At 70.3% G+C, this 24,913-nt stretch carries 11 protein-coding genes; 3 read left to right on the top strand and 8 right to left on the bottom strand.

The window, feature by feature from the left end; all coding sequences use genetic code 11:
- The first annotated feature begins 72 nt into the window (after positions 1–72).
- The gene (locus tag BJ982_RS20010) at positions 73–1,668 is read left to right on the top strand and encodes a 4-hydroxyphenylacetate 3-hydroxylase family protein (protein WP_184882257.1); all 1,596 of its coding nucleotides are present in this window, start codon (positions 73–75) and stop codon (positions 1,666–1,668) included.
- A gap of 252 nt (positions 1,669–1,920) precedes the next feature.
- The gene (locus BJ982_RS20005; RefSeq protein WP_239123514.1) at positions 1,921–2,922 is read left to right on the top strand and encodes a trypsin-like serine peptidase; all 1,002 of its coding nucleotides are present in this window, start codon (positions 1,921–1,923) and stop codon (positions 2,920–2,922) included.
- 64 nt (positions 2,923–2,986) lie between these two features.
- Here BJ982_RS20005 and BJ982_RS20000 read toward each other — a convergent pair whose 3' ends face one another.
- The 6 genes from BJ982_RS20000 to BJ982_RS19975 all read right to left on the bottom strand — a co-directional run bounded on the left by BJ982_RS20000 (position 2,987) and on the right by BJ982_RS19975 (position 17,686).
- Positions 2,987–8,734 (bottom strand): glycosyl hydrolase family 18 protein, encoded by a 5,748-nt coding sequence (locus BJ982_RS20000; RefSeq protein ID WP_184882255.1) that lies wholly within the window; start codon positions 8,732–8,734, stop codon positions 2,987–2,989.
- A gap of 440 nt (positions 8,735–9,174) precedes the next feature.
- Positions 9,175–9,450, bottom strand: coding sequence for a phosphopantetheine-binding protein (locus tag BJ982_RS19995; RefSeq protein ID WP_184882254.1), 276 nt, complete (start codon positions 9,448–9,450; stop codon positions 9,175–9,177).
- 60 nt (positions 9,451–9,510) lie between these two features.
- Positions 9,511–10,872, bottom strand: coding sequence for a condensation domain-containing protein (locus BJ982_RS19990; RefSeq protein WP_184882252.1), 1,362 nt, complete (start codon positions 10,870–10,872; stop codon positions 9,511–9,513).
- Between the two features lie 294 nt (positions 10,873–11,166).
- Positions 11,167–12,771, bottom strand: a complete 1,605-nt coding sequence (gene cmdF, locus BJ982_RS19985; RefSeq protein ID WP_184882250.1) for a tyrosine 2,3-aminomutase — start codon at positions 12,769–12,771, stop codon at positions 11,167–11,169.
- Positions 12,772–12,778: 7 nt separating this feature from the next.
- A complete protein-coding gene (locus tag BJ982_RS19980) occupies positions 12,779–16,033 on the bottom strand; it encodes a non-ribosomal peptide synthetase (RefSeq protein ID WP_184882248.1) in 3,255 nt (1,084 codons plus the stop codon).
- Between the two features lie 408 nt (positions 16,034–16,441).
- The gene (locus BJ982_RS19975; protein ID WP_184882246.1) at positions 16,442–17,686 is read right to left on the bottom strand and encodes an acyl-CoA dehydrogenase family protein; all 1,245 of its coding nucleotides are present in this window, start codon (positions 17,684–17,686) and stop codon (positions 16,442–16,444) included.
- Positions 17,687–18,000: 314 nt separating this feature from the next.
- Here BJ982_RS19975 and BJ982_RS19970 point away from each other — a divergent pair, with 314 nt between their 5' ends.
- Positions 18,001–19,431, top strand: coding sequence for an extracellular solute-binding protein (locus BJ982_RS19970; RefSeq protein WP_184882244.1), 1,431 nt, complete (start codon positions 18,001–18,003; stop codon positions 19,429–19,431).
- A gap of 94 nt (positions 19,432–19,525) precedes the next feature.
- Here the strand turns inward: BJ982_RS19970 and BJ982_RS19965 are convergent, their stop codons facing one another.
- Both BJ982_RS19965 and BJ982_RS19960 read right to left on the bottom strand, forming a co-directional pair.
- Complete coding sequence (locus tag BJ982_RS19965; protein WP_203959386.1) at positions 19,526–20,113, bottom strand: hypothetical protein; 588 nt, start codon at positions 20,111–20,113, stop codon at positions 19,526–19,528.
- Positions 20,114–20,169: 56 nt separating this feature from the next.
- Positions 20,170–24,840, bottom strand: a complete 4,671-nt coding sequence (locus BJ982_RS19960; RefSeq protein ID WP_184882240.1) for a hypothetical protein — start codon at positions 24,838–24,840, stop codon at positions 20,170–20,172.
- Between the last annotated feature and the right edge of the window lie 73 nt (positions 24,841–24,913).

The following is a 24,913-nucleotide window of genomic DNA, read 5'->3' as shown; positions in this document are numbered from 1 at the left end:
TCGCGGGCCGGGTGAGCATGGAGATCCGCGGACGGCGACGCCAGATGGCCACTGAATCACCGAGGAGCTGAGGTGCTAGTAGAGGAAACCGGTCCGGCGAACGGCGACCCGGCGGCCGCCACGCGGCCGAAGACGCGCCCGTTCACGGGCGACGAGTACATCGAGAGCCTCCGTGACGACCGCGAGATCTACCTGTACGGCGAGCGCGTCCGCGACGTCACCACGCATCCCGCGTTCCACAACCCCATCCGGATGACGGCGCGGCTGTACGACGCCCTGCACGACCCGCGTACCCGCGACGTGCTCACCAAGCCGACCGACACCGGCAGCGACGGGTACACCCACCGCTTCTTCACCACGCCGCACAGCGTGGAGGACCTGGTCGCCGACCAGCAGGCGATCGCCGCCTGGGCGCGGATGAGCTACGGCTGGATGGGCCGCAGCCCCGACTACAAGGCGTCCTTCCTCGGCACGCTGGGCGCGAACGCCGAGTTCTACGACCCGTTCTCCGACAACGCGCGCCGCTGGTACCGCGAGGCGCAGGAGAAGGTCCTGTTCTGGAACCACGCCATCGTCCACCCGCCCGTCGACCGCAACCGGCCGCCGGACGAGGTCGCCGACGTGTTCATCCACGTCGAGAAGGAGACCGACGCGGGCCTGATCGTCAGCGGCGCCAAGGTCGTCGCCACCGGCTCGGCGCTCACGCACTACAACTTCATCGCCCACTACGGCCTGCCGATCAAGGACAAGAAGTTCGCGCTCGTCGCCACCGTGCCCATGGGCGCGCCCGGCATGAAGCTGATCTGCCGCCCGTCCTACACCGCCAACGCGACCGTGATGGGCAGCCCGTTCGACTACCCGCTGTCCTCGCGGCTGGACGAGAACGACACCATCCTCGTGCTGGACAAGGTGCTCATCCCCTGGGAGAACGTCTTCGTCTACGGGCACCTCGGCAAGGCCATGCTCTTCACGGGCCGCTCCGGCTTCGTCGAGCGGTTCACCTTCCACGGCTGCACGCGCCTGGCCGTGAAGCTGGAGTTCATCGCCGGCCTGCTCATCCGGGCCACCGAGATGACCGGCACCAAGGACTTCCGCGGTGTCCAGACCCGCATCGGCGAGGTCCTGGCCTGGCGCAACCTGTTCTGGGCCTTCTCCGACGCCGCCGCGCGCAACCCGGTGGAGTGGAAGGACGGCGCCCTGCTGCCCAATCCCGCCTACGGGCTGGCCTACCGCTGGTTCCTGCAGGTCGGCTACCCACGGGTCAAGGAGATCATCCAGCAGGACATCGCCAGCGGCCTGATCTACATCAACTCCAGCGCCGAGGACTTCAAGAACCCCGACATCCGGCCGTACCTGGACAAGTACATCCGCGGCTCGGACGGCAGCGACGCGGTCGAGCGCATCAAGGTCATGAAGCTCCTCTGGGACGCGGTCGGCACCGAGTTCGGCGGGCGCCACGAGCTGTACGAGCGCAACTACGCCGGCAACCACGAGAACACCCGCGTGGAACTGCTGAACCACCAGCTCGGCAACGGCCAGATCGACGGCTACAAGGACTTCGTCCAGCAGTGCCTCGACGAGTACGACCTCGACGGCTGGACCGTCCCCGACCTCTCCTCCTTCGACCACCTCCGCCACATCGGCGGCGCCTCCCCCTTCACCGCCTGACGTCACTCCCCCACAGCCACCCGGCACCCCCGGGTGGCTGTCGGCACTCCACGGCACAGCACCCCCTCGTATCGAACACGTGATCTAAAACTTCTAGGACCAGGGCCCCGGGCGCGGTTACGATCTCACTGCTCGCCGGCCGTTTCCGTTGATCGGCCGGCTCTCCACGCTGACAGGGCGCGAAGACGCCCAGAACCGGACGGGAGATCGACTTTGAGGCGTGCACTGATCGCGTTGGGCACCGGCTTGAGCGTGTTGGGTTCCACCATCATCGCCGCGCCGGCAGAGGCCGCGACCGTGCTGGTGGTCCCGCTGGCCTCCACCACGACGGCGGCCCAGCAGGTCGCGAACTACTGGCTCGCCGACGGAGCCGCCAACCTGAGGAACGCCACGCCGTACACCGTGCGAACGGCGGCCGCGGGGGAACGCCTGTCCACGGACGTCGTCCCGGACGGCCCCCCGAGGTCCGTCCCGCCGGTGGAGGGGGCGACCTCGCCGGACGGATCGAGTCCCACGACCTCGGGCAAGGTGTTCTTCATCGGCAGCGACCTCCAGCCGCACTGGTGCACCGGCACGGCCGTGCAGTCGCGCTACCGGAACGTCGTCGCGACGGCAGGTCACTGCCTGCTGGACATCGAGGCCCCGGCCGGCCCGCTCGCCAAGTGGGTCTTCGTCCCCGGCTACACCGACGGCACGACCCCGTTCGGCCTGTACGTCGGAAAGCAGGCCGTCACTCACTATGATCTCGACGACGTCCGCGACCACGACCGCGACTACGCCTTCGTCAACGTGTACAGCGGTGTCGTCTCACCTTCCCCGGACACACTGACCAATACCGGGCGGCTGGCCGACAACGTCGGCGGCCAGGGGCTCGCGTTCAACCAGCCGCTCGCGCCCACGGTCGACGTCTTCGGCTACCCCGCCGGCCCGAACCCCGACGGGAGCCTGCCCTACACGGGCGAGGCTCTCGAACGGTCGACCGGATCGACGTTCACGGTGCACGTCACGAACCTCCTCGCCGACCGGCCCATCGGCGTGAACTCCCCGTTCACCGGTGACGGCTCTCTCGGCTCCTCGTGGCTGACCGATTACTCGAGCGACACCGGCACCGGCTACCTCAACGGCATCACGATCAGCGTTTCCGACACCGACGGCGACAACCGGTATGACACCGGCATCTCACCGTACTTCGACAGCGACTCCTTCACGGTCTACCGCAACGCCGAAAGCCGCTGGACCGGCTCCCTCGCCTAGCCGGCGGGACCCGTCCCGGCCTCCGGGGAGGCCGGGACGGGGGCATCGGAGCCGGTGCGCTGATCTATCGGCCCTTAGGCGTCTTGTGTGTCTTCGGCGCGGGCAGGGCGGGCTTCATGTTCGGGCTGGGCGGGTTTCCCGTCCGGGGACCGGTCGGTACGCCCGGCGGTGGGCTCACCGTTGCGGTGCTGGGACTCGGCGTGTGCCGCGGGCCGTCGGCGCCCGCATCCGGGGTCCGCGGCAAGGCCGCGCTGGAGACGGGGCCGAGCTTCTTCCAGGCGTCGCTCCTGCCGGGCTCGTCCGTGGCATTGGTCCACCAGTTGGCGCGCCAGTAGGACCCGTTCCGGATGACGGTGCTCGCGGTGGAGCCGTCGGGATCGCCGGCGACCACCTGGGTCCCGGGCGTGTTGCCGCTGTTCTTGCCCTCGGCGACGTATGCGGGCTCGTCGTACTCCTCACTGTCGTAGGACACCAACTGGTAGCCGGTGCCGGGGGTGGGCGGACCGGTCACGACGACGTCGTTCCCGTCGGCCTTCATGACGCGTATCTGCCACCACTGGTGCGGCTCGTCATCGCAGTCGTGCACGCTGAGCGACTTCAGGACGCCGTCGGCCTGGAGGCACTTGCCGCGGCTCTTGATGCGGTACCAGCCCGAGCCGCCCTCCTCGTCCACCGTCCAGAGCTGGTTCTGGTTGCCCGGCTGGTTCTCGACGAGGTGCGGGGTGTCCCAGGTGGCGGGGTGGTCCAGGACCAGGCTGCCGACCCAGTCGACGATCCGCCAGTTCTTGCCGTCCTTCTCGAAGGCGAAGGTGCCGTGCGGGTTGTAGGGGTGCGGCCGCCACTCCTCGGCCTGGCAGGCGATCCCGTCGGCGAGGTCCGGGGACACGACGGTCGTGTCACTCTGATCGTTGCGCGTGATCCCGTAGGTGCGGGAGCCGGACTTGAGGGTGACGTTGGCCGGGCCCGTGAGCGGCAGGTAGTGGCGCAGGATGATGTCACGCTTGGCGCCGGGCGCCAGGTCCCCGCAGTAGTCCAGCTTCATGGTCACCCGGTGGAAGTCGGCCCCGAGCCCGCCGACGTTGGCGCCGCTCCGCCCCTCCTCGACGGTCAGGTTCTTGCCGAACTTCTGGTAGTTCTCGTCCGTCAGCAGCGGTGGCGTGGCGGTGGGGATGTCGAAGGAGATCTCGGTGCCCGCCGTCAGCGTGACGTCGGTGTCGTTGGTGATGCGCAGGGTGGGGCGCATCGGGTAGAAGGGGTCGTCCTTGCTGTTCGGGTCCTTCTGCGTGGGATAGTCCACGAGCTCGGCCGTCACGTCGACCACGTCGCCGGGCAACGTCGTCTCGCCCTGACGGGTGGTCTGGTAGCCGCCCGAGCCGCGCAGCCCTTCGTCGAGCCGGTCGGTCAGGTCGTAGCCCATGCCGTACTCGCCGTCCTCGTCCTGGGCGTAGTCGCCGGCGAGCTCCCACATCATGACGCCGCCGAGCTTGTTGTCCTTGACGTATTCGATCTTGGCGTCGATCGACGCGTCGTTCTCCGTGGACAGGAACACCTTCTTCTCCTGGTTCCACAGCCACGACGCCTGCAGCGTGTCGTCGTACTTCTCCTCGTAGGAGCCCTTCAGCCCGCCCGCGTCCGCGCCGACGTCGGTGTACGCGCGCAGGTACGAGGGGGCGACGCCCTCCTGGAGGTTCCTGGCGTGCCACATCGGGTTGGATCCCGACGCGATCTCCTGGCCCAGGTTGCCCAGGTCGTGCCAGATGTTGTCGATGCCCTGCGCACCGTTGCCGCAGGCGACGGGGGTGGACGCGCCGGAGCCGGGACCGGTGCCCGGCTGGCACTTGCCCTGGTCCGGCAGGGCCGCGGTGCCCCACAGGCCGTCGGTGCCGCCGGACACGTTCTGCCAGCCGCGGGTGTAGTAGGGGATGCCGATGTTGATCCGGCCCGGCGGCAACGCCCCGCGGTAGTAGTGGTAGGCCCAGTCGACGTTGAAGTAGCCGGTCTTGTCGTACTCCTTGGTCGAATAGAACTTGGCGGCGACCAGCTCGTTGTCCTTCCCGTCGTCGTACAGCGGGGCCTGCGGGCCGACGAAGTGGTTCCACGAGCCGTGCATGTCGTAGGTCATGAGGTTGACGAAGTCCAGGTACCGCAGGGCTTCTCCGGCGTCGTAGCCGCGCACCAGGTACCCGGACGCGGAGGCCGCGGCGGTGAGCAGGTAGTAGCGGCCCCGGTCGGCGCCGGCCCGGTCGAGCTTCTCGCGCAGGGTCTTCATCAGCGCGTTGTAGCCCTTCTGCAGGCCCTTGCGGCGCGGCTCCGAGAGATCCCGGTCGGCGGGGTTGCCCGCACTGGGCAGCGCGCTGGGGTACTCGTAGTCGATGTCAACCCCGTCGAACGCCGCCTTGTAGCGGTCGAGGAAGTCGACGACCGAGTCGGCGAAGGTGTCGATGCCGCCCTGGTTCACGCTGCCGTCGGCGTTGGTGGCCATCGTGTAGAAGTTCCGCGTGTCGGCCCAGCCGCCCACCGAGATCAGCACTTTGACCTGTGGATGTTTGTTCTTGTACCGCGCCAGCAGGTTGAAGTGCCCCTTGTACGGCAGGGAGGCGTCCGGCTGGCCGCCGAGCGAGTCGGTCCAGGTCAGGCCGGTGGCCGGGTTGTCGGGATCGTCGGGGTCGCCGATGGAGATCTCGTTGTCCTCCACCTTGGCGAACGCGTAGTTGACGTGGGTCACCTTCGACCACGGGATGTTCGAGGCGAGGTAGCGCGGCTGGTCGTTCTCGCCGGTGCGCCAGCCGGTGAAGTAGCCCACCACCCGCCTGTCGTGCCCGTCGCCGCCCAGCCATTCGCGGCCGTCCTTGTCGTACACCTCGCAGTACGGCGCGTCCACGCCGCGGGTGGCCGCGAGTCCCTCCGGCCGGCACCGGGAGTGCGGGCCCGACACCGACGGCTTGGACTCCCGGTCATCGGAGCCCTTGTCGAAAGGGGCGCCCGCGGCCATCTTCAGGTCCCGCCTGTCCGGCCGCGTTCCCTTGCCGGACCAGTCGAAGATGCTGCCGCGCAGGCCCGGCCACATGACCGTGAGTTCCACCGGGCTCGTCTTGAGGGTGCTCTGCGGAAGGTCGTCCAGTGTCACCAGGATCGTCACCACCTGGGTGCCGGAGATGAGGTCGACCCACATCGCCGACTCCCGCTGGTGCCGGATCAGCGCCGCGTCCACGCGCTTGGCGAACGGGGTGTTCTTGAGCACGGGGAACGCCTCGTCGATGCGGGTCGGCGGCACGAGCCATTCGTCGTCGTTGCGGTCGATGGTGACCTGCACCACTCCCACCTGGTCATGACGGAAGACCAGCGCCCTGTTCTTCTGGTCGCCGGCGGCCGCGTCCACGCCGAACTGGAACGCGGTGTCCCGGAACACATGGAAGTAGTCGGTGAGGGGGCCCGGGCCCTTGATACGCGTGTCGTCGGCGGTCTCCGGATCCAGCTCGACCCGCATGTACTGGTCCCCGCGGATGAAGATGCGTTGCGGTGCGGAGTCGGTGCGCGCCTCGAAGACGGCGTCGACGCCGCCCGCGAAGTCGGTGTCGCGCAGGCTCGGCCAGTTGGAGGGCGTGTCCTTCACCTGCCCGAGCCATCCGTCGGACCGGCCGAACTCGATCTTGCCGGGATGGATCTCGCCGTCGATGTCCGCGTCCGGGTTGAAGCGGGCGTACTTGCCGCGCTGGAACAGGTAATGATCGGCGAGCCGGAAGCCGTCGCCTCTCCAGCCGTCGGCGGTCTCCACGGCGTCGTCGATGGGCGATCTGAGCGGCGCCGTCTCGCCCGGCCAGCTCTTCGGCCGCCCGACGCACGGGTACACCATCCGGTCCGTCATGCCGAGCCCGTAGACGGTCTCGGTGAGGCAGGCGCTGAGGGCGCGCTGGCCGTGCGCGTTCGGATGGATGGGCTCCGCCCAGTCGCCCGGCGTGGTGTACCCCTGGATGAACCGCACCCACTCGACCTGGGGGGCCGGCGCCGGAAGCGTCAGCTTCTCGCCGGGCTCCGCCTGCCGGACGGTCTTCGCGCACAGTTCGTGTCCGGCGAACGCGTCCGTCAGGTCGAGGAAGGCCGCGCCCGCGTCCGCGGCCACGCCCTGCAGCATGTCGCGGATCCGGCGGATGACGCCGTCGCGCGTCCAGGTCAGGTCGTCGTCGTAGAAGGGGCAGCCGCCGCTCGTGTACCGGTTGTAGTGGTCGCCCGGATACCGGATCTCCTCGACGGGAGGCAACGGGGACGGGTAGGACTGGAGGACGAGGTTGTAGCTGTTCGCGGCCTGCCCGGCCTCGCTCATGGTGTCGCGGATCGCGGTCAGCACCTTCGAGACGGATCTGCGTACGTCGCCCACCCCCTCTTTCAGGGTCTCGTCGGCCTTCTCGTTACACGGCCCGCGGGCGAACAGGAAGTTCTTGGCGCACGTCTCCACGATGGAGGAGAACTTGAGGTCGTTGCCGCCGATCGACACCACGATCGTGTGCACCTGGTGTTTCTCCGCGATGTCGGCGAGCTGCTCGATCTGCGGCTTCTCACTCTTGAACTTCTCGGTGAGCAGATGTTCGGTCTCCGCGCCCGAGCAGGCGATGTTGAACTTGCGTTCCGGGGGCAGCCCGGCGATGTCGGCGTTCTTGATCTCCGCGACGTCGGAGCGGTGACAGGCGTCGCCGCCGTCCGCGTTCTTCTCGTAGACCTCGGTACCGTCGGCGGCCCGGTCGGTGCCCCAGGAGTCACCCCCGTCCGAGGTGTTGGCGTTGCCCTGCCAGCGGCCTCCCTCACCGGAGATGTAGCTGTCGCCCATGGAGACGATGGCGCGTGGCAGGTCGTCCAAGGGACAGGCGCCTGCCGCCGCCGGACGTGGCGCGTTCAGCGCCGGCGTCGTACCGCCCATGCAGGTGTCCTCATCGGTCTCCTCGGCGAAGAACACCGGGTAGTGATCGGAGCCGTTGGTCGTCCTGTACCGCATGGCCTTGTAGCCGTCACCGGCCCCCTTGGCCACCATGTAGTCGAGCTCGGCGCCGTGGTCGTGGGTTCTCGCGCCCTGCCAGATCAGGCGTTCGTCGTCGTCGAGGTCCAGGACGTTCCCTAGGGGCGCCTCCTCGTCAGGGAACCGGTTGCGCGCGCTGGCCCTGAGCTGCCCGAGCTGGATCTGGTACGCGCGTGAGTCCTCGCTGGGGAAACGGTTCCAGTCGCCCATCGCGGCCCAGTCGCCTCCGAAGGCGGACGTCGCCTGTAACTCGGAGATGTCGTGGACCACCGTGTCCGCGTTGTTGTCCGCACGGTGCCGCTGCGTGGAGGCGTGGATGGAGTAGTACCAGACGTCGTCGATCTTCACGCCCAGGGCGGGGAACCGCCTGCCGAGGTAGTCCGGGCGTACGTCGAGGACGTGTACGTCCGTGGTCGCGACATCCTCGCTGGTGACGATCGCGATCCGGCGGTTGTGGGAATCGGTGTTGATCACAAAGGCGGTCATGTCGTAGTCGGAGAGCGTGTACTTCTCGACCTTCCATTGGCTGTACGGAGACGAGGCCGTACCGTCCGGTTTCACATGAGGGGCGTTGAAGTCGGAGTGCGGGAGGCCCATGAAATCGCCGTTGGCCACTTCCTGCAGAGCCGCGACGGTGACCTCGTGGTCCGCCATCAAGTCGAGAGCCTTCTCCGAGTTGCCCCCGTTCCCGTGCAGGTTCCACGTCATCGCGGTCCGCGTCACAGCCGCCGCGGCGGGCGGCGCGGGCAGCGGGACGATCTGGAGAACTCCCGTGACCAGCACCAGGGCCAGCAAGCCGGCCACCCGGCGCTTCCACCTCGCCATGACCGATCGCACGGCGGGTGACGGCCGTTCCAGAGACGGTAATCGAGACATCGTTGTCCTTCCGGCAGCGCGCATCACAGCGCGGAACACGGTCGGCCAGGATGGCGCGGGCATGGGTCATCACGTGATGTCGAGATATCGAGATATGGATTCAGGCAGCGCTCGGCGGCCCGAATCCATAAGGGGTCGGCTCATCCTGGCCATGGCACGAGGTACTGGTGTCACGCGGCCTCGGCCGTCGTGAGGTGTGCGGTCGTGCGGCGCAATTGATCACTCTTATGCCTGACTCAGAGTAAAACCTCGTTTGACTGGAAACAACCCCGATTCTGATCCGTTCGCCGGAGGGTGGCCGGACATGACGAAGCCCCCGGCGGGATGTCTCCACGCCGGAGGCTTCGGTCGTTCGGCCCGGGGCCGCGTCAGGCCGGGGAGGGGGCGCCGGCCTTGGTGACGATGGTGCGGGTGAACTGGGCGAGGGTGGGGTCGTCCTCGAAGATGTCGGCGACCTCGATCTCGACGCCGATCTCGTCACCGACGCGCGAGGCGATGCGGGTGGCCGCGATGGACTCGCCGTTCAGCTCGAAGAACGTCGCGTTCTCCTCGCCGACGCGCACCGCGAGCACGTCGTTCCAGATCTTCTCGACCTTCTCCTGGATCTCCTGGGTCGCCAGGTCCCCGGTGTGGCCGCTGCTCATTGGATCCTCCTGTGTGCCGGCAAGGCGTGTCGTGTGGACGCGGGAATGGGCGGTGTCGTCTCAGCTCAGAGGCGCGTCGGGGTCGGCGACCGCCTCCCGCAGCAGCCGGGTGAACTCGGCGGCCTGGGCGGTGAAGGTGCTCTCGTCGAAGAGGTTGCTGTTGAACCCCAGCGTCGCGAGGATCTCCCCGGAGGAGTCGATCTCCAGCTGCCACAGCGCGCCGTCGGGGACGTCGCCGCCCACCGGCTGGTCGATCCGGCGCGGGATCTCCGCGTACTCCAGGTCGCCCGCCACCTCACGGTCGCTTGCGAACGGGGAGCGGAACACCTGGAAGGCGGCCACGGCGCGGTCGTCCTCGCCGAGCGGGGCCATCAGGGCCGGGGCCTCCTCCAGCACCTGCGCGAACGGGATGTCGTTGGAGTACGCCTCCATGCACGTCGCGCGGACGCGCCGCACCACCTCGCGGAAGGTTCCGGCGCCGGTCAGGTCGGTGCGCAGCGGCATGAAGTTGAAGAAGGAGCCCACGGTGTCGTGGAACCGCGCCTGCCCCCGGCCGGAGGCGAAGGTCGGGACGACGATGTCGGTGGAGTCGTTCACCTTGCCGAGCAGCAGGCTGTACCCGGCGAGGAGGATCATGAAGGGCGAGCTGCGGGTCGTCTTGGACAGCTTGAGGATGCCCGCGGTGGTGTCCTTGCCGATGGCGAACCGGTGCCAGGAGGTGGTCTTCGGCCGGTTCTCCGAGCGCGGGTGGTCGGTGCGCGTGGCCGACACCTGGGCCCCGCTCAGCTTCTCGCGCCAGTAGGCGCGGGCCTTGCCGCCGCCGCCGGCGAGCGCGTCGAGCTGCCAGCGGGCGAACTCCTGGTACTGGTGCACCTCGGGCAGCGCGGGCGCGTCCTGGCCCCGGCGCGCCGCGTAGCAGAGGGCGAGGTCGCGCATGAGGAGCCGCATCGACCACTCGTCGACGGCGGAGTGGTGCGCGATGAGCACCAGCGCCGCGTCCCGGGCGTCGAACCGGCCGAGGACGCCGCGCAGCAGCGGCATCTCCTCGATGCCGTACGCGCCCGCCTCCGCCTCGTTGACCAGCTCACCGGCGATGCGGTCGCGGTCCACCGGGTCGGTGCCCGACAGGTCGCGCACCTCCAGCGAGACCGGGGACGGCGGGAGCACCCTCTGGTACCGGCCCTGCTCGTCGGTCTCGATGGAGGTGCGCAGCGCCTCGTGCCGGGCCACGACGTCGTTCAGCGCCTCGCGCAGCGCCTCGACGTCCAGGCGGCCATCGAGCCGCCAGCCGTACACGATGTTGTAGTGCGAGCCGAAGGGCCCGTCGTCGCCGCCCGTGTCGAACATGCACAGGAATTCCTGGTTGAAGGACAGCGGAATCCGCGTCGTCTCCGGCGCGTCGATCGTCTCAGAAATGCTCATGAGGCCTCGAACCCCTTTCAGGTCCGCCTGCGCGGGATCGGACCGCGGAAGCACGCACGCGGCGCCGCACGGATGCTCGATTTCGCGGGGCGGCGCCGCCCTTCTTTCCGGTGAATCGACGGCGCCCGCGCGGTCGGCGGTAAAACCCCGCGCGGGCCGTCATACCGGTTATTCAACTACGCCGCCGGAGAAATGGGTTCTTCCACGTTGCCGAATCGCGGGCCCATTTCCGGGCGGAAGAGGAACGCCTTCCCGGGAGCGCGGTCCCGGGAAGGCGTCGTCCTCGTGGCGGGGTCAGCGCAGCTCGACGCCGGCGCCCGCGACGGCCCGGACGAAGTCGCCGCGCGCGATCGCGGCGGCCACCGTCTCCAGGTCGTCGGACATGTAGCGGTCCTGCTCCAGGGTCGGCACCAGCGAGCGGACCAGGTCGTAGGTGGCCTTGCCCGCACGGCTCAGCCCCTCGTACCGGCCGGACAGGTCGACGGCCTGGGCCGCCGCCAGGAACTCGACGGCGAGGATCTTGGTGTTGTTGTTCAGCACCCGGCGGGCGTTGCGGGCCGAGATGAGACCCATGCTGACCACGTCCTGGTTGTCGCCGTTGGACGGGACGCTCTGGGTGCTGGCCGGGCCGATGGTCCTGTTCTCCGCCACCAGCGCCGTCGCCGGGTACTGCGCGCCGGCGAAGCCGCTGTTGAGGCCGGGGTCGCCCTGCACGAGGAACTCGGGGAGGCCGTCGCTGAGGTGCCGGTTGAGCAGCCGGTTGGTGCGGCGCTCGGAGAACACGCCGAGCTGGGTGAGCGCGATCGTGACGTAGTCCATGGCGAACGCGATCGGCTGGCCGTGGAAGTTGGCGCCGTGGAAGATCTCCTGGCCCTCGAAGAACAGCGGGTTGTCGTTGGAGGAGTTCAGCTCGATCTGCAGCTTCTCGGTCGCGTGGTACAGGGTGTCCCTGACCGCGCCGACGACCTGCGGGATGGCGCGCAGCGTGTACGCCTTCTGCAGGTAGACCTCGGTGCGCGAGACGCCGTCGTCGGAGCGCTGCTCCTGGGCCTGCCGGCGCAGCTCGGCGTGCTCGACGGCGACGCCGCTGCCGCGCATGAGGGCGCGCATGTTGGCGGCGGTGTCGATCTGGCCGCCGTGCGGGCGGGCGATGTCGTGGCCCTCTGGGAGGAACGGGCTGGTCGAGCCGCGCAGGGTCTCCACGACGAGCGCGGTGACGATCTCGGCCTGGCGGATCTGGTCCAGCGCGCGGCCCACCACCAGAGAGCCGAGGCCCGTCATGCCGGAGGTGCCGTTGATCAGCGCCAGGCCCTCCTTGAAGCGCAGCTCCAGCGGCTCGACGCCGAGCTCGCGCAGCACCGCGCCGGTCTCGACGCGGCGGCCGTCGCGCAGCACGTAGCCCTCGCCGATCACGGTGACGGCGATGTGCGCGAGCGTGGCCAGGTCGCCGCTCGCGCCCAGGGAGCCGATCTCCGGGATCGCCGGGGTGATCCCCAGGTTCAGGTACAGCGCGAGGCGCTCCAGCAGCTCGGGGCGCACCGCCGAGTAGCCCTTGGCCAGGGCGTTCAGGCGGGCCGCGAGGATGGCCCTGGCCTCGTCCTCGGCGAACAGCGGGCCCACGCCGGCGCTGTGGCTGCGCACCAGGTTGGTCTGGAGCTCCACCTCCTTGGAGGTGTCCACGAGCATGTAGATCATCTCGCCGTAGCCGGTGGTGACCCCGTAGACGGGGAGGCCCTGCCGGACGGTGTCCTCGAAGAGCCGCCGGCTCGCCGCGGCGCGGGCCAGCGCCCCGGAGGACACGGTGACGTGCGCGCCGTTCTCGGCGACCCGCCTGATCCGCGGGATGTCCAAGGTCTCGCCGTCGAAATCAACGGAAACTTCGGTGTCGACCAGAGTCACGTTTCTCTCACCCCATCATGATGGCGCTTGCCGCTTTTACTGAAGGAATCTGCGCGTCGACCAGGGCGGAGAGGCCGACGAATGTAGGGTTCGCGTGGTACTCGGGCAGCGACACCGCCGTTCCGAAACGCTCGCGAATCCGGCGCAGCAGCACGGGGACGAGCAGCGAATGCCCGCCCGCCGAGAAAAAGGTGTCGCCCGAGAAACGGACGCCATCGTCCGGGGCGCTCGGATCGCCGCCCAGCAGTTCCGACCAGAGCGCGGCCATTTCCCGCTCCACACGCGTCTGCCGCGTTCCCGCGGCGCCCGCGGGCGAGGAGCCGGGGCCGGGAAGCCCGCGCCGGTCCACCTTGCCGCCGGCGTTGCGCGGAAGCCCGTCCATGATCTTGAAGGAGACGGGGAGCGCGGACCTGCCGAACCGCCTGCGCAGCGCGGCGCGCCAGGGTCCCGGCTCCGCCTCCCCGGTGCCGGGCCGTGGCACGACGTACGCCACCAGGCGGGTCACCAGGCCGTGGGTGTCGGCGACCGGGACCACCGCGCAGTCGGCCACCGACTCCTCGGCGGCCAGCGCCGCCTCGATGTCGGTGAGCTCGACCCGGACGCCGTTGAACTTGATCTGGAAGTCCCTGCGCCCGCCGAACTCCAGGGATCCGTCCCAGCGGCGGCGGCCCAGGTCTCCCGTCCGGTAGCAGTGCCCGCCGTCCAGCGCGAGGTCCGGGATGGCCGGAACCGGCTGGAAGGAGGCACGGTCCCCGGCCGCGGCGCCGACGTAGCCGGACGTCACGTAGGGACCGATGACGACGATCTGGCCGGTGACGCCGGCCGGGCACGGGCGGTCCCGGTCGTCGAGCACCAGCACCTGCCGTCCCGGGATGGACCCGCCGATCGGCGCGATCCCCCGCACCGGGCCCGTGATCTCGTGCCAGGTGGCCAGGATGGACTCGGTGGGCCCGTACAGGTTGACGAGCCGCACGCCCGGCAGCGCGGCGCGCAGCGCGCCGGCCAGCTCTCCCGGCAGCGGCTCCCCGGCCAGGAGCAGGTGGTCCAGGGCCAGGGGCGGCTCGGCGGGGCCGCGCCGCTCGATCAGCCCGAGCAACTGCCGTGCGAAGCTCGGGACCGTCTGGAACAGGGTGATCCGCTGATCGGCGAGCCATTCGACGACCTTGTCGGGGTTCGCCCGGATCTTGTCGGGGACGGGGCAGAGCGTGGCCCCGGCGGTGAGCGCGGAGAACGCCTCCACCAGGCTCGCGTCGTACCCCGGTGCCGCCCACTGCGCCACGCGTGCGCCCGGGCCCATGCGGAACTCGTCCGCGAACCAGGTGACGAACTGCGCGAACGTGGCATGCGTCTGGGCGATCCCCTTCGGCCTGCCGGTGGACCCGGAGGTGTAGGTGACGTACGCCGCCTCACCCAGCCGGAAGGGCACCGGCGCCGGCGTCTCCGGCGGACCGGACGCCGGTTCCCGGCCGGCCACGGCCAGATCCAGGACCGTGCCGCCCAGCTCGTCGCGGTACCAGGCGGCGAGCGGGTCGCCGTCCGGGTCGTCGAGCACGAGGACGGCCGGGCGCACGTCGCCGAGCACCATGCGGCCCCGCTCCCCCACGTCGCCGGTCCCGAGGCAGACCAGCCGCCCCCCGGCGCGCAGGACGCCGAGCGACGCGGCGATCTGCCGGGGACCGGAGGCGGTACGGACGGCGACGGGCCGGCCCGCGACGCCGCCCGGCGCGCCGAGCGCCGCGGCCACCCGCCCCGCCCACCGGTCCAGCTCGCCGTAGGAGACGACCTCGCCGTCGAAGGACAGCGCCGGGGCGGACGGGGCGCGGCGGGCGCGCAGGCGGACGAGCTCGTGGACCGGCAGGTCAGGGGCGGCGGCCCCGGTGACCCGGTCGGCGGCGCGCACCGCGAGGCGGGCCCGCTCGGGGGTCTCCAGCGGCAGCGCCTCGACCGGCGCGTCCGGGTCGCGCAGCGCCGCGGCCAGCAAGGTGCGCAGGTGGCGCAGCACGAGCCGCGCGGTCGTGTCGTCGTACAGCGCCGTCCGGTAGGCCAGCGAGCCCGTCGCCGCCTCGCCCAGGGTCAGGGCGAGGTCAGCGCGGACGTAGGCGTCCTCGACCCGCAGGCGCCGTACAACGGCGCCGCCCAGGTCGGGAACCGGCTCGGGCGCCTCGAAGGCGACCATGACATCGCAGAAGGGGACGCGGCCGGCCTCCCGGTCGGGGCCGAGCGCCCGGACCAGCCGGTCGAAGGGGACGTCGCGGCGGGCGAACGCCGTCCCGGCGCTCCTCGCCGCCCGGCGGAGCAGGTCACGGAAGGACGGCCGGCCGGACAGGTCCGTGCAGACCACGACGAGGTTCTCGAAGCACCCCACCGCCCGCTCGAACCCGGGCGGCCGCGTGGACACCGGGACGCCGACGGCCACCCGCTCCTCACCGCCGTACCGCGCCAGCAGGGCCTGGAAGGCGGCGAGCGGGACGGCGTACGGCGGCACGCCCTCCGCCTCGGCCAGGTCGCGCACCGGCCCGGCGAGGTCGGCGCCCCAGTGGAACCGGGCGGCGCCGCCCTCGTACTCGGGGACGACGCGGCGGGGCCGGTCGGGCGGGGGGACGGCCGGGGAGGGGTGCGGGGTCAGCTCGGCCGCCCACCGGTCCAGCCGCTCGCCGAGGCCGGGCGCGGCGAGCCGGGCGCGCTCCTCGCGGGCGTGGTCGGCGTACCGGGGCGGCAGCGCGGGGCGCACGGAACCGGCGGAGCGGCAGGCGGTCGCGGCCGCGTAGCAGGCCGACAGCTCCTCGACGACGACGGCCATCGACGCGTCGTCGGCGACCGCCCGGTGGAGCAGGATCAGGACGAGGTGCTCGCCGGCGCCGAGGCGCGCGACGCCCAGGCGGGCGAGCGGCCCGGCCGCCAGGTCCAGCGGCTCGGACGCCATGCGCGCGTACAGCCGGGCGGCCGTCGCGTCCGGGTCGGGGCCCGCCGCCGTGCCGAGGTCGGCGAACGCGCGGGGGTCGCACTCGGGGGCGATCTCCTGGACCGGCCGCCCGGACTCCTCGACGAGGGTCGTGCGCAGGCTCTCGTGGCGGCGGACCACCGCGCGCCAGGCCGCCCGCAGCGCCGGCACCTGGAGCTCGCCGGTGACCCGGTAGGCCCGGCCGACGGTGTACGCGGGGGCGCAGGGCGCGGTCCCGTGGAGGAACCACAGCCCGTCCTGCGCGCAGGAGGTAACCGCGCGCCGTGTCCCGGACCCGCGTGCGCGGGACGCCTCAGTCACTCGTGTTCCCTTTCGCCTTCCGGCGACCGCGCGGAGGGGGCTCCCGATAAATAGGCGGTCGCGTGAGGGATTCTTTTCCTGCGTGCGCCCCGCGTCAGCGGGGGACGAACGGCCCGGCATTTCCGCGGCGGCTTTTCCGCCCGGATTCCATTCGGCCGGAATGACTCATCCTCACCGTTACATGGTCACGCGCGGGCCGGGATCACCGCATCTCCTGGAATGCTGCGGTGCGCCCGTGACATGCGCGGCGCGGTATTACGCGGGATCGGGCGGAATCGGGAATGCGCCGCCATTTCCCTGGGAAAAGAAACACCGGCCGCGCTCCGTCGGGAGCGCGGCCGGCGTGGGGGCGAGGAGCCCTGCCCGGGGGTGCGGGCCGGCTCGTGCGGTCGCCGGTTCGGGGGCGCGTCAGTGGTGCGCCTCGATGCCGAACCGCGCCATCGCGTACTCGCGGGGGGCCAGGCCGTTCAGATAGATCGCGACGCCGGCGTGGCTGTGCATGGTGGACAGGTCGCGCCACACGCGCTCGACGCGCTCGCCGACGCGCACCGAACTGGACCCGGCGGTCGGGAACAGGTAGCGCTGGACGGCGTCCCAGCTCAGGCGCACGACCTCGCGGGCGATCCCGGCGATGCGCAGCTCCAGCTCGGGGGTGAACGCCTCCGGGCCGCGCGCGCAGGCGTCCTTCCACTGCTGCAGCGCGTGCAGCACGGCCGCCTCCGCGGTGGCGAGCATGCCGGCCGCCTGGCCGTACCAGAACTGGAAGTCGGGGTTCTCGGTGCGGCCGGTGATGGGCGGGAAGGAGGTGGTCCTGGCGCGCATCAGGTCCTCGTAGGCGTCGAGGGCGCCGTGCGCGATGCCGACCGCCAGCACCGCGCTCTCCAGGATCATGATGCTGAGCGGGCCGCCGCCGTACTGCGGGTTGCCGTGCAGCGTCAGGCCGGGCGTGCCGCCGCTGACGTCGAACTGGCTGATGTGCGACTTGATCGTGAAGTGGTCCGGGATGCGGGCGTTCTCGATCGTGATGCTGTGGGAGCCGCTGCCCTTCAGCCCGAGCTGGCCGCCCCAGTCGTCCAGCCGCCGGAACTGGGAGCTCGGCACGATGAACAGCATGGGGACCGGCTCGGCGCCCTCCTCGGGCGCGACCAGGGTGTGCCCGACGAAGTGCGTGGCGTACGGGGAGCCGGAGCAGTACGCCCAGGTCCCGTTGATGATCCAGTCGCCGTCCTCGGTGCGCTCCGCGGTGCCGCTCGGCATGATCGTGGCCGGGCAGATGAAGTCGCCGTCGAAGATCTCGTCCTGGGCCCGCTCGCCGAACAGCGTCGCCACGGCCAGCGCGTGCGCCGCGCCGAGGCAGTACATCCAGCCCGTGGACGGGCAGCCGCGGGCCAGCGTCATGACCACGCGGAAGAAGGTGTCGACGCCGAACTCGTACCCGCCGTACCGCTTCGGGACGAGGACGCGGTACAGCCCCGCTTCGGCGAACAGCTCGTGGGTGTCCTGGGCGTAGTAGGTGCGCGCCTCGGTCTCCGCCTGCCGCGCCACCAGAGTGGGCGCGATCGCCTCGGCCCGCGCGATGATCTCCTCGGGCGTCAGGCCGGGCTCGGGCGCCGCGGCGGCCGCCTGCTCGCGAACGTTCGTGATAACCGTCATGCCACAGGTCCTTTGGTCTCGCGATGGTCCACCGACTCCGGGCCGCACGCGGGCCTCCGCCACGCCGTGCCATGCCAGTCAGCCTCACATCGGCGCGCCCGGCGGCGCATCTTTCTGAATGCGCCGACACAGCAATCGCGGAGATGCCCGGCACCACGCCGTGAGAAAGCATTCGAGAGTGAACCGTGGCGCGCCCTGACCTTGTCGTGGCGCGTGCCCCGGGCCATCTGACAGGACAGGCCGAGATATTCCGGCGGACGACTTCGTCGCGTGCACGATCGGGACACCATGCCCTGAATTTCAGGAGGAAACGAGTGAAGAACAGGATCGTCATCGAAGTCTGGGTCCCCGACCTCACCTTTCCGGGCTGGATGGACCGGTGGTACGAGCAGGCGGCCGATTTCGAGAGGCTGCACCCCGAATACCACGTGAAGGTCGTCGGCCAGGATTTCTGGACGTTCCCGCAGAAGGTCGCCGAGGCGGCCGCGGAAGGGCGCGCGCCCGCGCTCGCCGAGTTCTACTTCTACACCGCCGAGGGCGCGCGCGACATGCTCAACGGCGACGGCACCCCGACGTTCACCTCGCTGCAGCGGGCCGTGCGCGGGCGCACCGAGATCCTCGGCGAGACCGTCGTCCTGGACGACATCCTCAAGCCGCTGCGCGACTACTACAGCCTCGGCGGCGAGCTCATCTCGATGCCGTCGGTCGGCACGACCAGCCTCATCTACGCCAACAAGAACCTGCTGCGCGCCTGCGGCCTGTCCGAGCTGCCCCGCACGTGGGACGAGCTGGACGCGGCGTGCCGCGCGATCGCCAAGAGCCCGAGCCGCCCGGCGTACCCGGTCGGCTGGTCCAACCACGGCACGTTCTTCCAGCAGGCCCTGGCCACGCAGGGCGGCCTGCTGGTGGACAACCACAACGGCAGGCAGGGCCGGGCCACCACCGTGGACCTGACCTCCGAGGCGATGATGACGTGGGTCGAGTGGTGGCGCCGCCTCCACCGGGACGGCCACTACCTCTACACCGACCGCATCCCCGACTGGGCCGGCACGTTCAAGGCGTTCGCCGAGCAGGAGGTCGTGTTCCGCATCACCTCCTCCAACGACGTCAACTACATGGTGCAGGCGGCGAAGGCCAACGGCTTCGACATCGAGGTCGGCCTCATGCCGTACAACGCCGACGTCCCCTACGTCGGCAACGCGGTGGCGGGCACGTCCATCTTCCTCAAGGACGGGCTCGGCGACGAGGCCGAGGACGGCGCGCTGGCCTTCCTCATGTACCTGCACAGCCCGCGCGTGGCCGCCGACCGGCACAAGGCCAACAGCTTCATGCCGCTCACCCACGCGGCGCACGCCGTGCTGGAGCAGGAGGGCTGGTTCGAGCAGCACCCCTACCACCGGGTGGCCAGCGACCACGTCCTCGGCTTCCCCGCCGGGGCGACGCGGGCGCCGGGCTCCGGCGACGTCCCGCTGTCCGAGGGCGCCCAGTTCGGCGACTTCGCCGGCAACCAGGACGTGATGACCCGCGCCATGGGCGACGTCCTGGCCCGCGGCGCCGACCCGCTCACCCGCTTCGCCGAGGCCACGGTCGAGGCCCAGAACCTCCTGGACGCCTACCACGCCGACCGCCTCGACGGCGGCCCCATCAAGGGCACCAGCCTCCGCGTCGAACACTTCGCCACCGCCGCCGCCGGCCGCGACTACTCCGCCGCCGACCTGGAGAAGATCGTCAAACTCGGCCGCTGAAACCCCACCCGCCGGTTCCGGTCCGCATCCGAACGGCCGTCACCTCAGGTTCCGCCAGCACGTGACGGCCGTTCGGCCCGTGCCGCCGAGCCGGTCAGCCGTCCTGTCGCGCGGCGGCCCGGCGCTGGAACTCCTCGATCAGGACGACGAGCTCACGGATCTCATCCACGATCTCGTCGTCGATCGCGCGGGTCCGCATCCGCTCGGGCAGCCGCAGGTCCTCCTCCAGCCACTCGACGTACTGCGTGTGATGCTCGTGCAGGACGGCCAGCAGGGAATCACCCGACCGTGTGACCTGGTTGTGCGGCTCGACGTCCTTCCAGATCCCGAAGACGGTCGTCCGTCCGGCGCCGAGCTCGGCCAAGCTGTAGCAACGGACGCCGCCGCCGTGCGTGAGGTCCGTGTTGACGCCAAGGAAGAGGGGGACAAGGTCGGGGTCCCGGGCGAACACCTTCCGCTCGATGTCGTCCAGCGGCCCCGGACGCGTGTGGGGGCCGCCGCGGTCGAGGGGCACGGCCAGTTGCCACGGCAGGCGGGTGAAGTGTGCCATCAGCTCCAGTGACCGGGGATCCGCCTCGGCGAGCACAAAGAATTCCTGGGGGAATGCGACTCCGTAGCACTCGTGTACGACCTCCTGGGAGGTGAGCCCTTCGGTGTAGAGGGCCCTCCCCAGCTCGGCCATCGAGACATAGTCGTCGCGTGATGCCCGGGCGCGAAGACGGTGAAGCGGCTCCTCGGTCATTCCTGCCCCTTTCCGGCCTGCCTCGCTTCCTCCACGCTCCTCGTCAGGAGGGGGGAAAGCTCGCCCCAGACATCCTTGAGGGCGTCCGCGGTCAAGGCGCTGATGATTCGGCGCGTCAGTCGCCGCGCCAGCTCGATGATCGGTTCAGCTTGTGGCCTACCGTCATCCTGTGCCAGCTTGGTCAGCTTTTCCGCTTTTTGGTTGAGCTGTTTGATGCGCTGCCTGATCACCACGCTGTTCACGGTCCGGCGTGGATCCTCTGCCATCAGTTTGATGACTTCCTCGACGTGCACGAAGACCGAGTCTTGCAGGTTGGTCCGCAGTTCCTCCCAGGCTCGCCTGCTCATGCCCTGGGGCCTGGGGGTGGACTGGATGAACTCGAAGGCGAGCCGTGTGGCGCTGGACATGGACTGCGACTGCAGGACCAGCACGTAGGCGCGATGGCTGCGCCGGGCGATCTCCTCCTGGCTCAGCTTCGCCCGGTCGAGGTCCTCTCCCGTCTCGGCGCGTGCGACGTCCTGCCAGAAGGTGGTGAGCTTACGCGTCTTTTGGTGCTCGGCCGGGCTCGTGGTGGTGCTCGCCAGAGGCGCGTACAGGATGGAGAAGCCGTCGCCGAAGATCTCCATGAGCTTGATCTTGAGCTTCCGGCCCTCGGCGCCTCCGATGGGGTAGAGCTCCCCCTGGGCCTTGAGCAGGGCGCGGGTCCTGGCGTCCTGGAAGATGCCCTTGGAGCCCTCCTCGTCCCACGCCTTGATGAGCATGTTCGGCTCGGTCGGATAGAGCATCTCCGTGTACAACTGCGCGATGGCCTGGCGGATGGCCCGATCCACCTCGTTGGACAGCGTCGTCAACTGCACGGTGCGAGGATCGGTGTCCTGGTGCCAGTCGAAGTTCTTGAAGGTGTAGCCCCCGATCGTGAGCAGCGGGTGCTCCCGGAGCCCGCTGAGCACCTGGGTGTACGCCGCCAGGACGCCCATTCCCTCGGTCGTCGCGACACCGGTGTCGGCGTCCTGGCCGATGATGTGGACCTGCTTGTTGGCCTTCCTCAGGATGTCCACGGCCTTGTCTGTGTACGTGGAGCCGATCACCTCCTGCCGGAAGACGCCGTAAGGAAGCGCCCCCTTCTCGCGCAGGTCCTTCTCGTTCTCCTCGGCGAGCTTCTCCTTGCCGTCACGGAGGTCCCTGTACTTCGCGCGCACCTCGGCCAGGGAGACGGGGCCTTGCGATTTCCCCTTCTCGGTGCGGACCCACGTGGGCGTCCAGACGAACCCGAAGGCGGCCATGACGAGCTTGGCCGGGACCTGCACCCTCTGCACCGCCGCGGCGAGTTCGGCCTTGTTCTTCTCGGGCTTCAAACTCTCGAAGGTGTTGACGCCGATCACGACCGCGGTCCTCGCCGCCGCGAGATCCTCCGCCATGCCCCGGCCCCCGTCGACGTGCCAGGCGGCTCGAAGATAGCGGGCGGCCACCTGCGACTTCTCCTTGATCTCGCTGGGAATGGCCGCCATGTTGACGACGAAGCCGATGAAGGGATCGTCCCCCTGGAAGTCCGGCCGCACCTCGTGGAACTGCGTGATCGCCGGCCCGTGCCCGACCACCTCGACCGGGCCCTCGGCTCTGCTGAGCTTGTAGGGGAACTCCTTCTCGGACAGCGTCGCGGCCGGTGTCTCCTCCTGGGGGTTGACGGTCACCTGGATGAGGTACCTGCCCTCGGCCACCTGCTTGAGCCGGATCCGTGTGAGCCCGTACCGCCGCTTGATCGAGGGAAGGCCGCGACGCACGGTCTTGACCGTGGCCGACTCCTCGTTCAGGAGGCGCGTCGCGTCGCGGACCGCGGCGTCCAGGGTGCGTTTCTTGGCCTCGGCAGAGCGCTTGTCGGGACGCTTTCCCTTTCTGTCCGGCTTCCGGCCGGGTCTGCGGGGCTTGCGCCGGTCGGGGCGGCGGGCACCAGGTCCGCGTGGGGTGCCGGGGCGTCGCCGTTCCGGACGACGCTTCGGGCCGCGCTTGGGCTTCTTCTTGTCGAAGGCCGTCTTGAGTTTGGCCCACAACTTCTTCACCAGGCCGACGATCTTGTCGATGACCCAGTCCACCGCCCGCTCGACCGGCTTGGACATCGCCTGGACGATCTGCCTGACCCGTCCGGCGATCCCGCCCACGCCCAGGATCGCCGCCAGGACGCCGAGCAGGACCGGGATCGAGCGGGCGAGGGCGCGTTCGACGAGGGCCGGCACGCCGCCGCTGCCGCCGCGCGCGATCGCGATGACCGCGTCGAGCACCGCGTTGACGAACTCGATGATCTGCCGGGCCTGGGTGACCACGAACCGGACGATGTCGATGATGAGCTTCACCGCGCGTACGAACGCGGACGCGGGGTTGAGCAGCGAGATCACCCACATGATCCCGGCGACGACGATTGTGGGCGTCACGTAGGCGATGACCTTGTCGAGCAGTTCCTTGCGCAGGTCGCCGACGCGCGTCCTGAGGTCGGCCCACATCCCGGCGACGCCCCGCTTGCGGACCTCCGCGAGCAGCGGCACAGCCGTCTCAGCCGCCGCGACCGCCGGTTCCGGGACCTTCCGGGTGATACGAGCGCGGATCGACGGCCAGGTCAAGCGCAGCAGGGAGGCCAGCATCTTGAGCACGCCCTGGGTGTCGAACTTGGACGGCAGCTCGATGCCCGCCTCGGCCGTCTTGCCGAGCAGCCAGGACAGGATGCCCTGCTGCAGGTGCCGGCCGATGTTCCGCAGGAACAGCCGCAGTCCCGCGCCGACGGCGGACACCAGGTTGCGCAGGAACCCGATCGGATCCTTCAGGATCAGCAGGACGGCCTGCGCGGCCTTGGCGAGGACCCCCAGCAGCAGCCGCTTCAGCTCCAGGATCGTGTCGATCACACCCTTGACCGCCGCTACGGCCTTCGCCACGAGCCCCTTGTTCTTCTCCTTCTCCGCGGCGATCTCGTCGTCGACGGACTTCAGCGCCTCGGTGTACTTGGTGGCCAGGGTGTCGACGAGCTGGGTGCCCTTGTCGTCCACGGACCGCGCGAGTTCGTCGAACCTGTCGGTGAACTCGGCCGCCGCCTCCCGGCCGATGGCCCGCAGATCGTCCGGCAGCTTGCGCACGGCGGCCTGCATCTCGGCCCGGCCTCGCGCGATGCGCCGTTTGGCCCGGTTCAGCTCCGCGCCGATGACGTCGGCGACCTCGGAGATCACCTGCCGCATCCGGCGCACGTAGTTGTCGCGGGCCTCTTCGAAGATCTTGTCGGCCTCGGCGGGCAGCCCGGCGAACTTGTCCCGCACCCAGCGCAGCTTGCCCACCGCGCCCGAGTACCTGCGGTCCTTGTACTCGTCCATCTTCCGCCTGTGCTCGGCGGTGAACGCGTCCCTGGCCTGCTTCTCGCCCCTGCCGAACCGGTCGTCGACCAGCTTGTCCAGACCGTCCAGAATGCCCTGGACGTCCTTCCGCATCGTGTCGAACACGCCTTGGAGGAGGGCCGTGACCTGGGCCCGCTTCTCCTCGTCGCGGCCCTTGGCGCCGGTCTTGCCGGTGTGGACCTGCCCGCCCGTCCGTACCCGCTGGGCGCTCATCGCGCCCATGGCGGCGACGCCGAGCCGCCTCGCCTGCCCGGTGGCGTCGCGCAGCTCGTTCGCCTCGTGCTTGCGCAGGCGGCCGGGCGCCGTGTCGGAGTGCCGTTCGGCGGTCTTCTTCTCGCTCAGCGCCTTGGTGAACGTCGGCTCGTTGGACCGCTGGAGCTGCGGCTCGGTGACCTGCGCCTCCGCCATCCGCCGGTCGACGGCCGCGGGCCCGGCCGACATGTCGGTCGCCGATGGGGGAAGCCTGTCCGGCACGGCGTTCGCCGGGTTCGGCGCGCCCGGCGCTCCGGGCGGCCGGTCCGCGGCCAGCGGGACGACCTTCTTGGGCACGGCCGCGGAGGTGTCCGGCGGGGCCGCCGTCGTCGTGGTGATCTGCTGGGCCGAGTCCGCCTTCCCCTCGCCGACCCCGCCGCGCACCTCCGCGCGGACCTCTTCCGCCTTGCCGGAGTCGGCGAACTTGTCGGCCTCGTCGAGGTTCTTCGGCGCCTTGTCGGCGATCGCCTTCTCGACCGCCCTGATGAACGCGTCCTTGTCGAAATCCTTCGGCCTGGCCTCGTTCATCTTCTCGACGTTGGCCGTCTTGCCCTGCGCCACCTCGTCGCCCTTCGGAGGCAGCGCCGCGTCCTGCGCCGCCACCGCCTCGGTACGCGGCGGCGGGTGCGAGGCGGCCAGCGCTCGCTTCTTGTTCCGCACGTCCTTCTTCAGCGACGCGAACTTCGGATCCGCCTCAGGCCCCGGCCGCGCCTTCGCCTGCCCGCCACCGGCCCCCTCGGACGCCTTTCCCTCCCGCTCCACACCGGTGCCCGCGGCCGCGACGGCGCCGTTGCCGACCATGTTTTGGGCGGTGGACGCCGGCGGTCCCCCGGAGAAGGCCAGGGCCGCTGGGGGTGCGCTCCGGCCCGCCAGCGCTGCGGTGACCCCCGCGTTGGACAGGACCACGGGGGACGGCACGGAACCGGGCGCCTCCCGGCTTCGCCTCGCCGGAGCGGACGCCGCCGTCACGACCGTCGCCGACACCTCGGCGGGCATCGCCGTCGGCGCCGCCAGCCGCACCGCGAGAGCCTTCGGCGCCGGCATCGGACGGGATCCCTCCCCTGCGCGTCGGTGACGACAGCAACGCGGTGCCTCGAGACACCTCGACGCAGTGTGC

Origin of the sequence: Sphaerisporangium siamense (assembly GCF_014205275.1) — a bacterium.
Taxonomy (GTDB): domain Bacteria; phylum Actinomycetota; class Actinomycetes; order Streptosporangiales; family Streptosporangiaceae; genus Sphaerisporangium; species Sphaerisporangium siamense.
Note: the sequence above shows the minus strand (reverse complement) of the source record. Positions and strands in the feature narration are given on the sequence as shown.

Excerpts from the sequence above, each read along its gene's own strand:
- BJ982_RS19995 (WP_184882254.1), bottom strand. The coding sequence starts at position 9,450 with ATGAGCAGCGGCCACACCGGGGACCTGGCGACCCAGGAGATCCAGGAG.
- BJ982_RS19990 (WP_184882252.1), bottom strand. The coding sequence starts at position 10,872 with ATGAGCATTTCTGAGACGATCGACGCGCCGGAGACGACGCGGATTCCG.
- BJ982_RS19975 (WP_184882246.1), bottom strand. The coding sequence starts at position 17,686 with ATGACGGTTATCACGAACGTTCGCGAGCAGGCGGCCGCCGCGGCGCCC.
- BJ982_RS19965 (WP_203959386.1), bottom strand. The coding sequence starts at position 20,113 with ATGGCCGAGCTGGGGAGGGCCCTCTACACCGAAGGGCTCACCTCCCAG.
- BJ982_RS19960 (WP_184882240.1), bottom strand. The coding sequence starts at position 24,840 with ATGCCGGCGCCGAAGGCTCTCGCGGTGCGGCTGGCGGCGCCGACGGCG.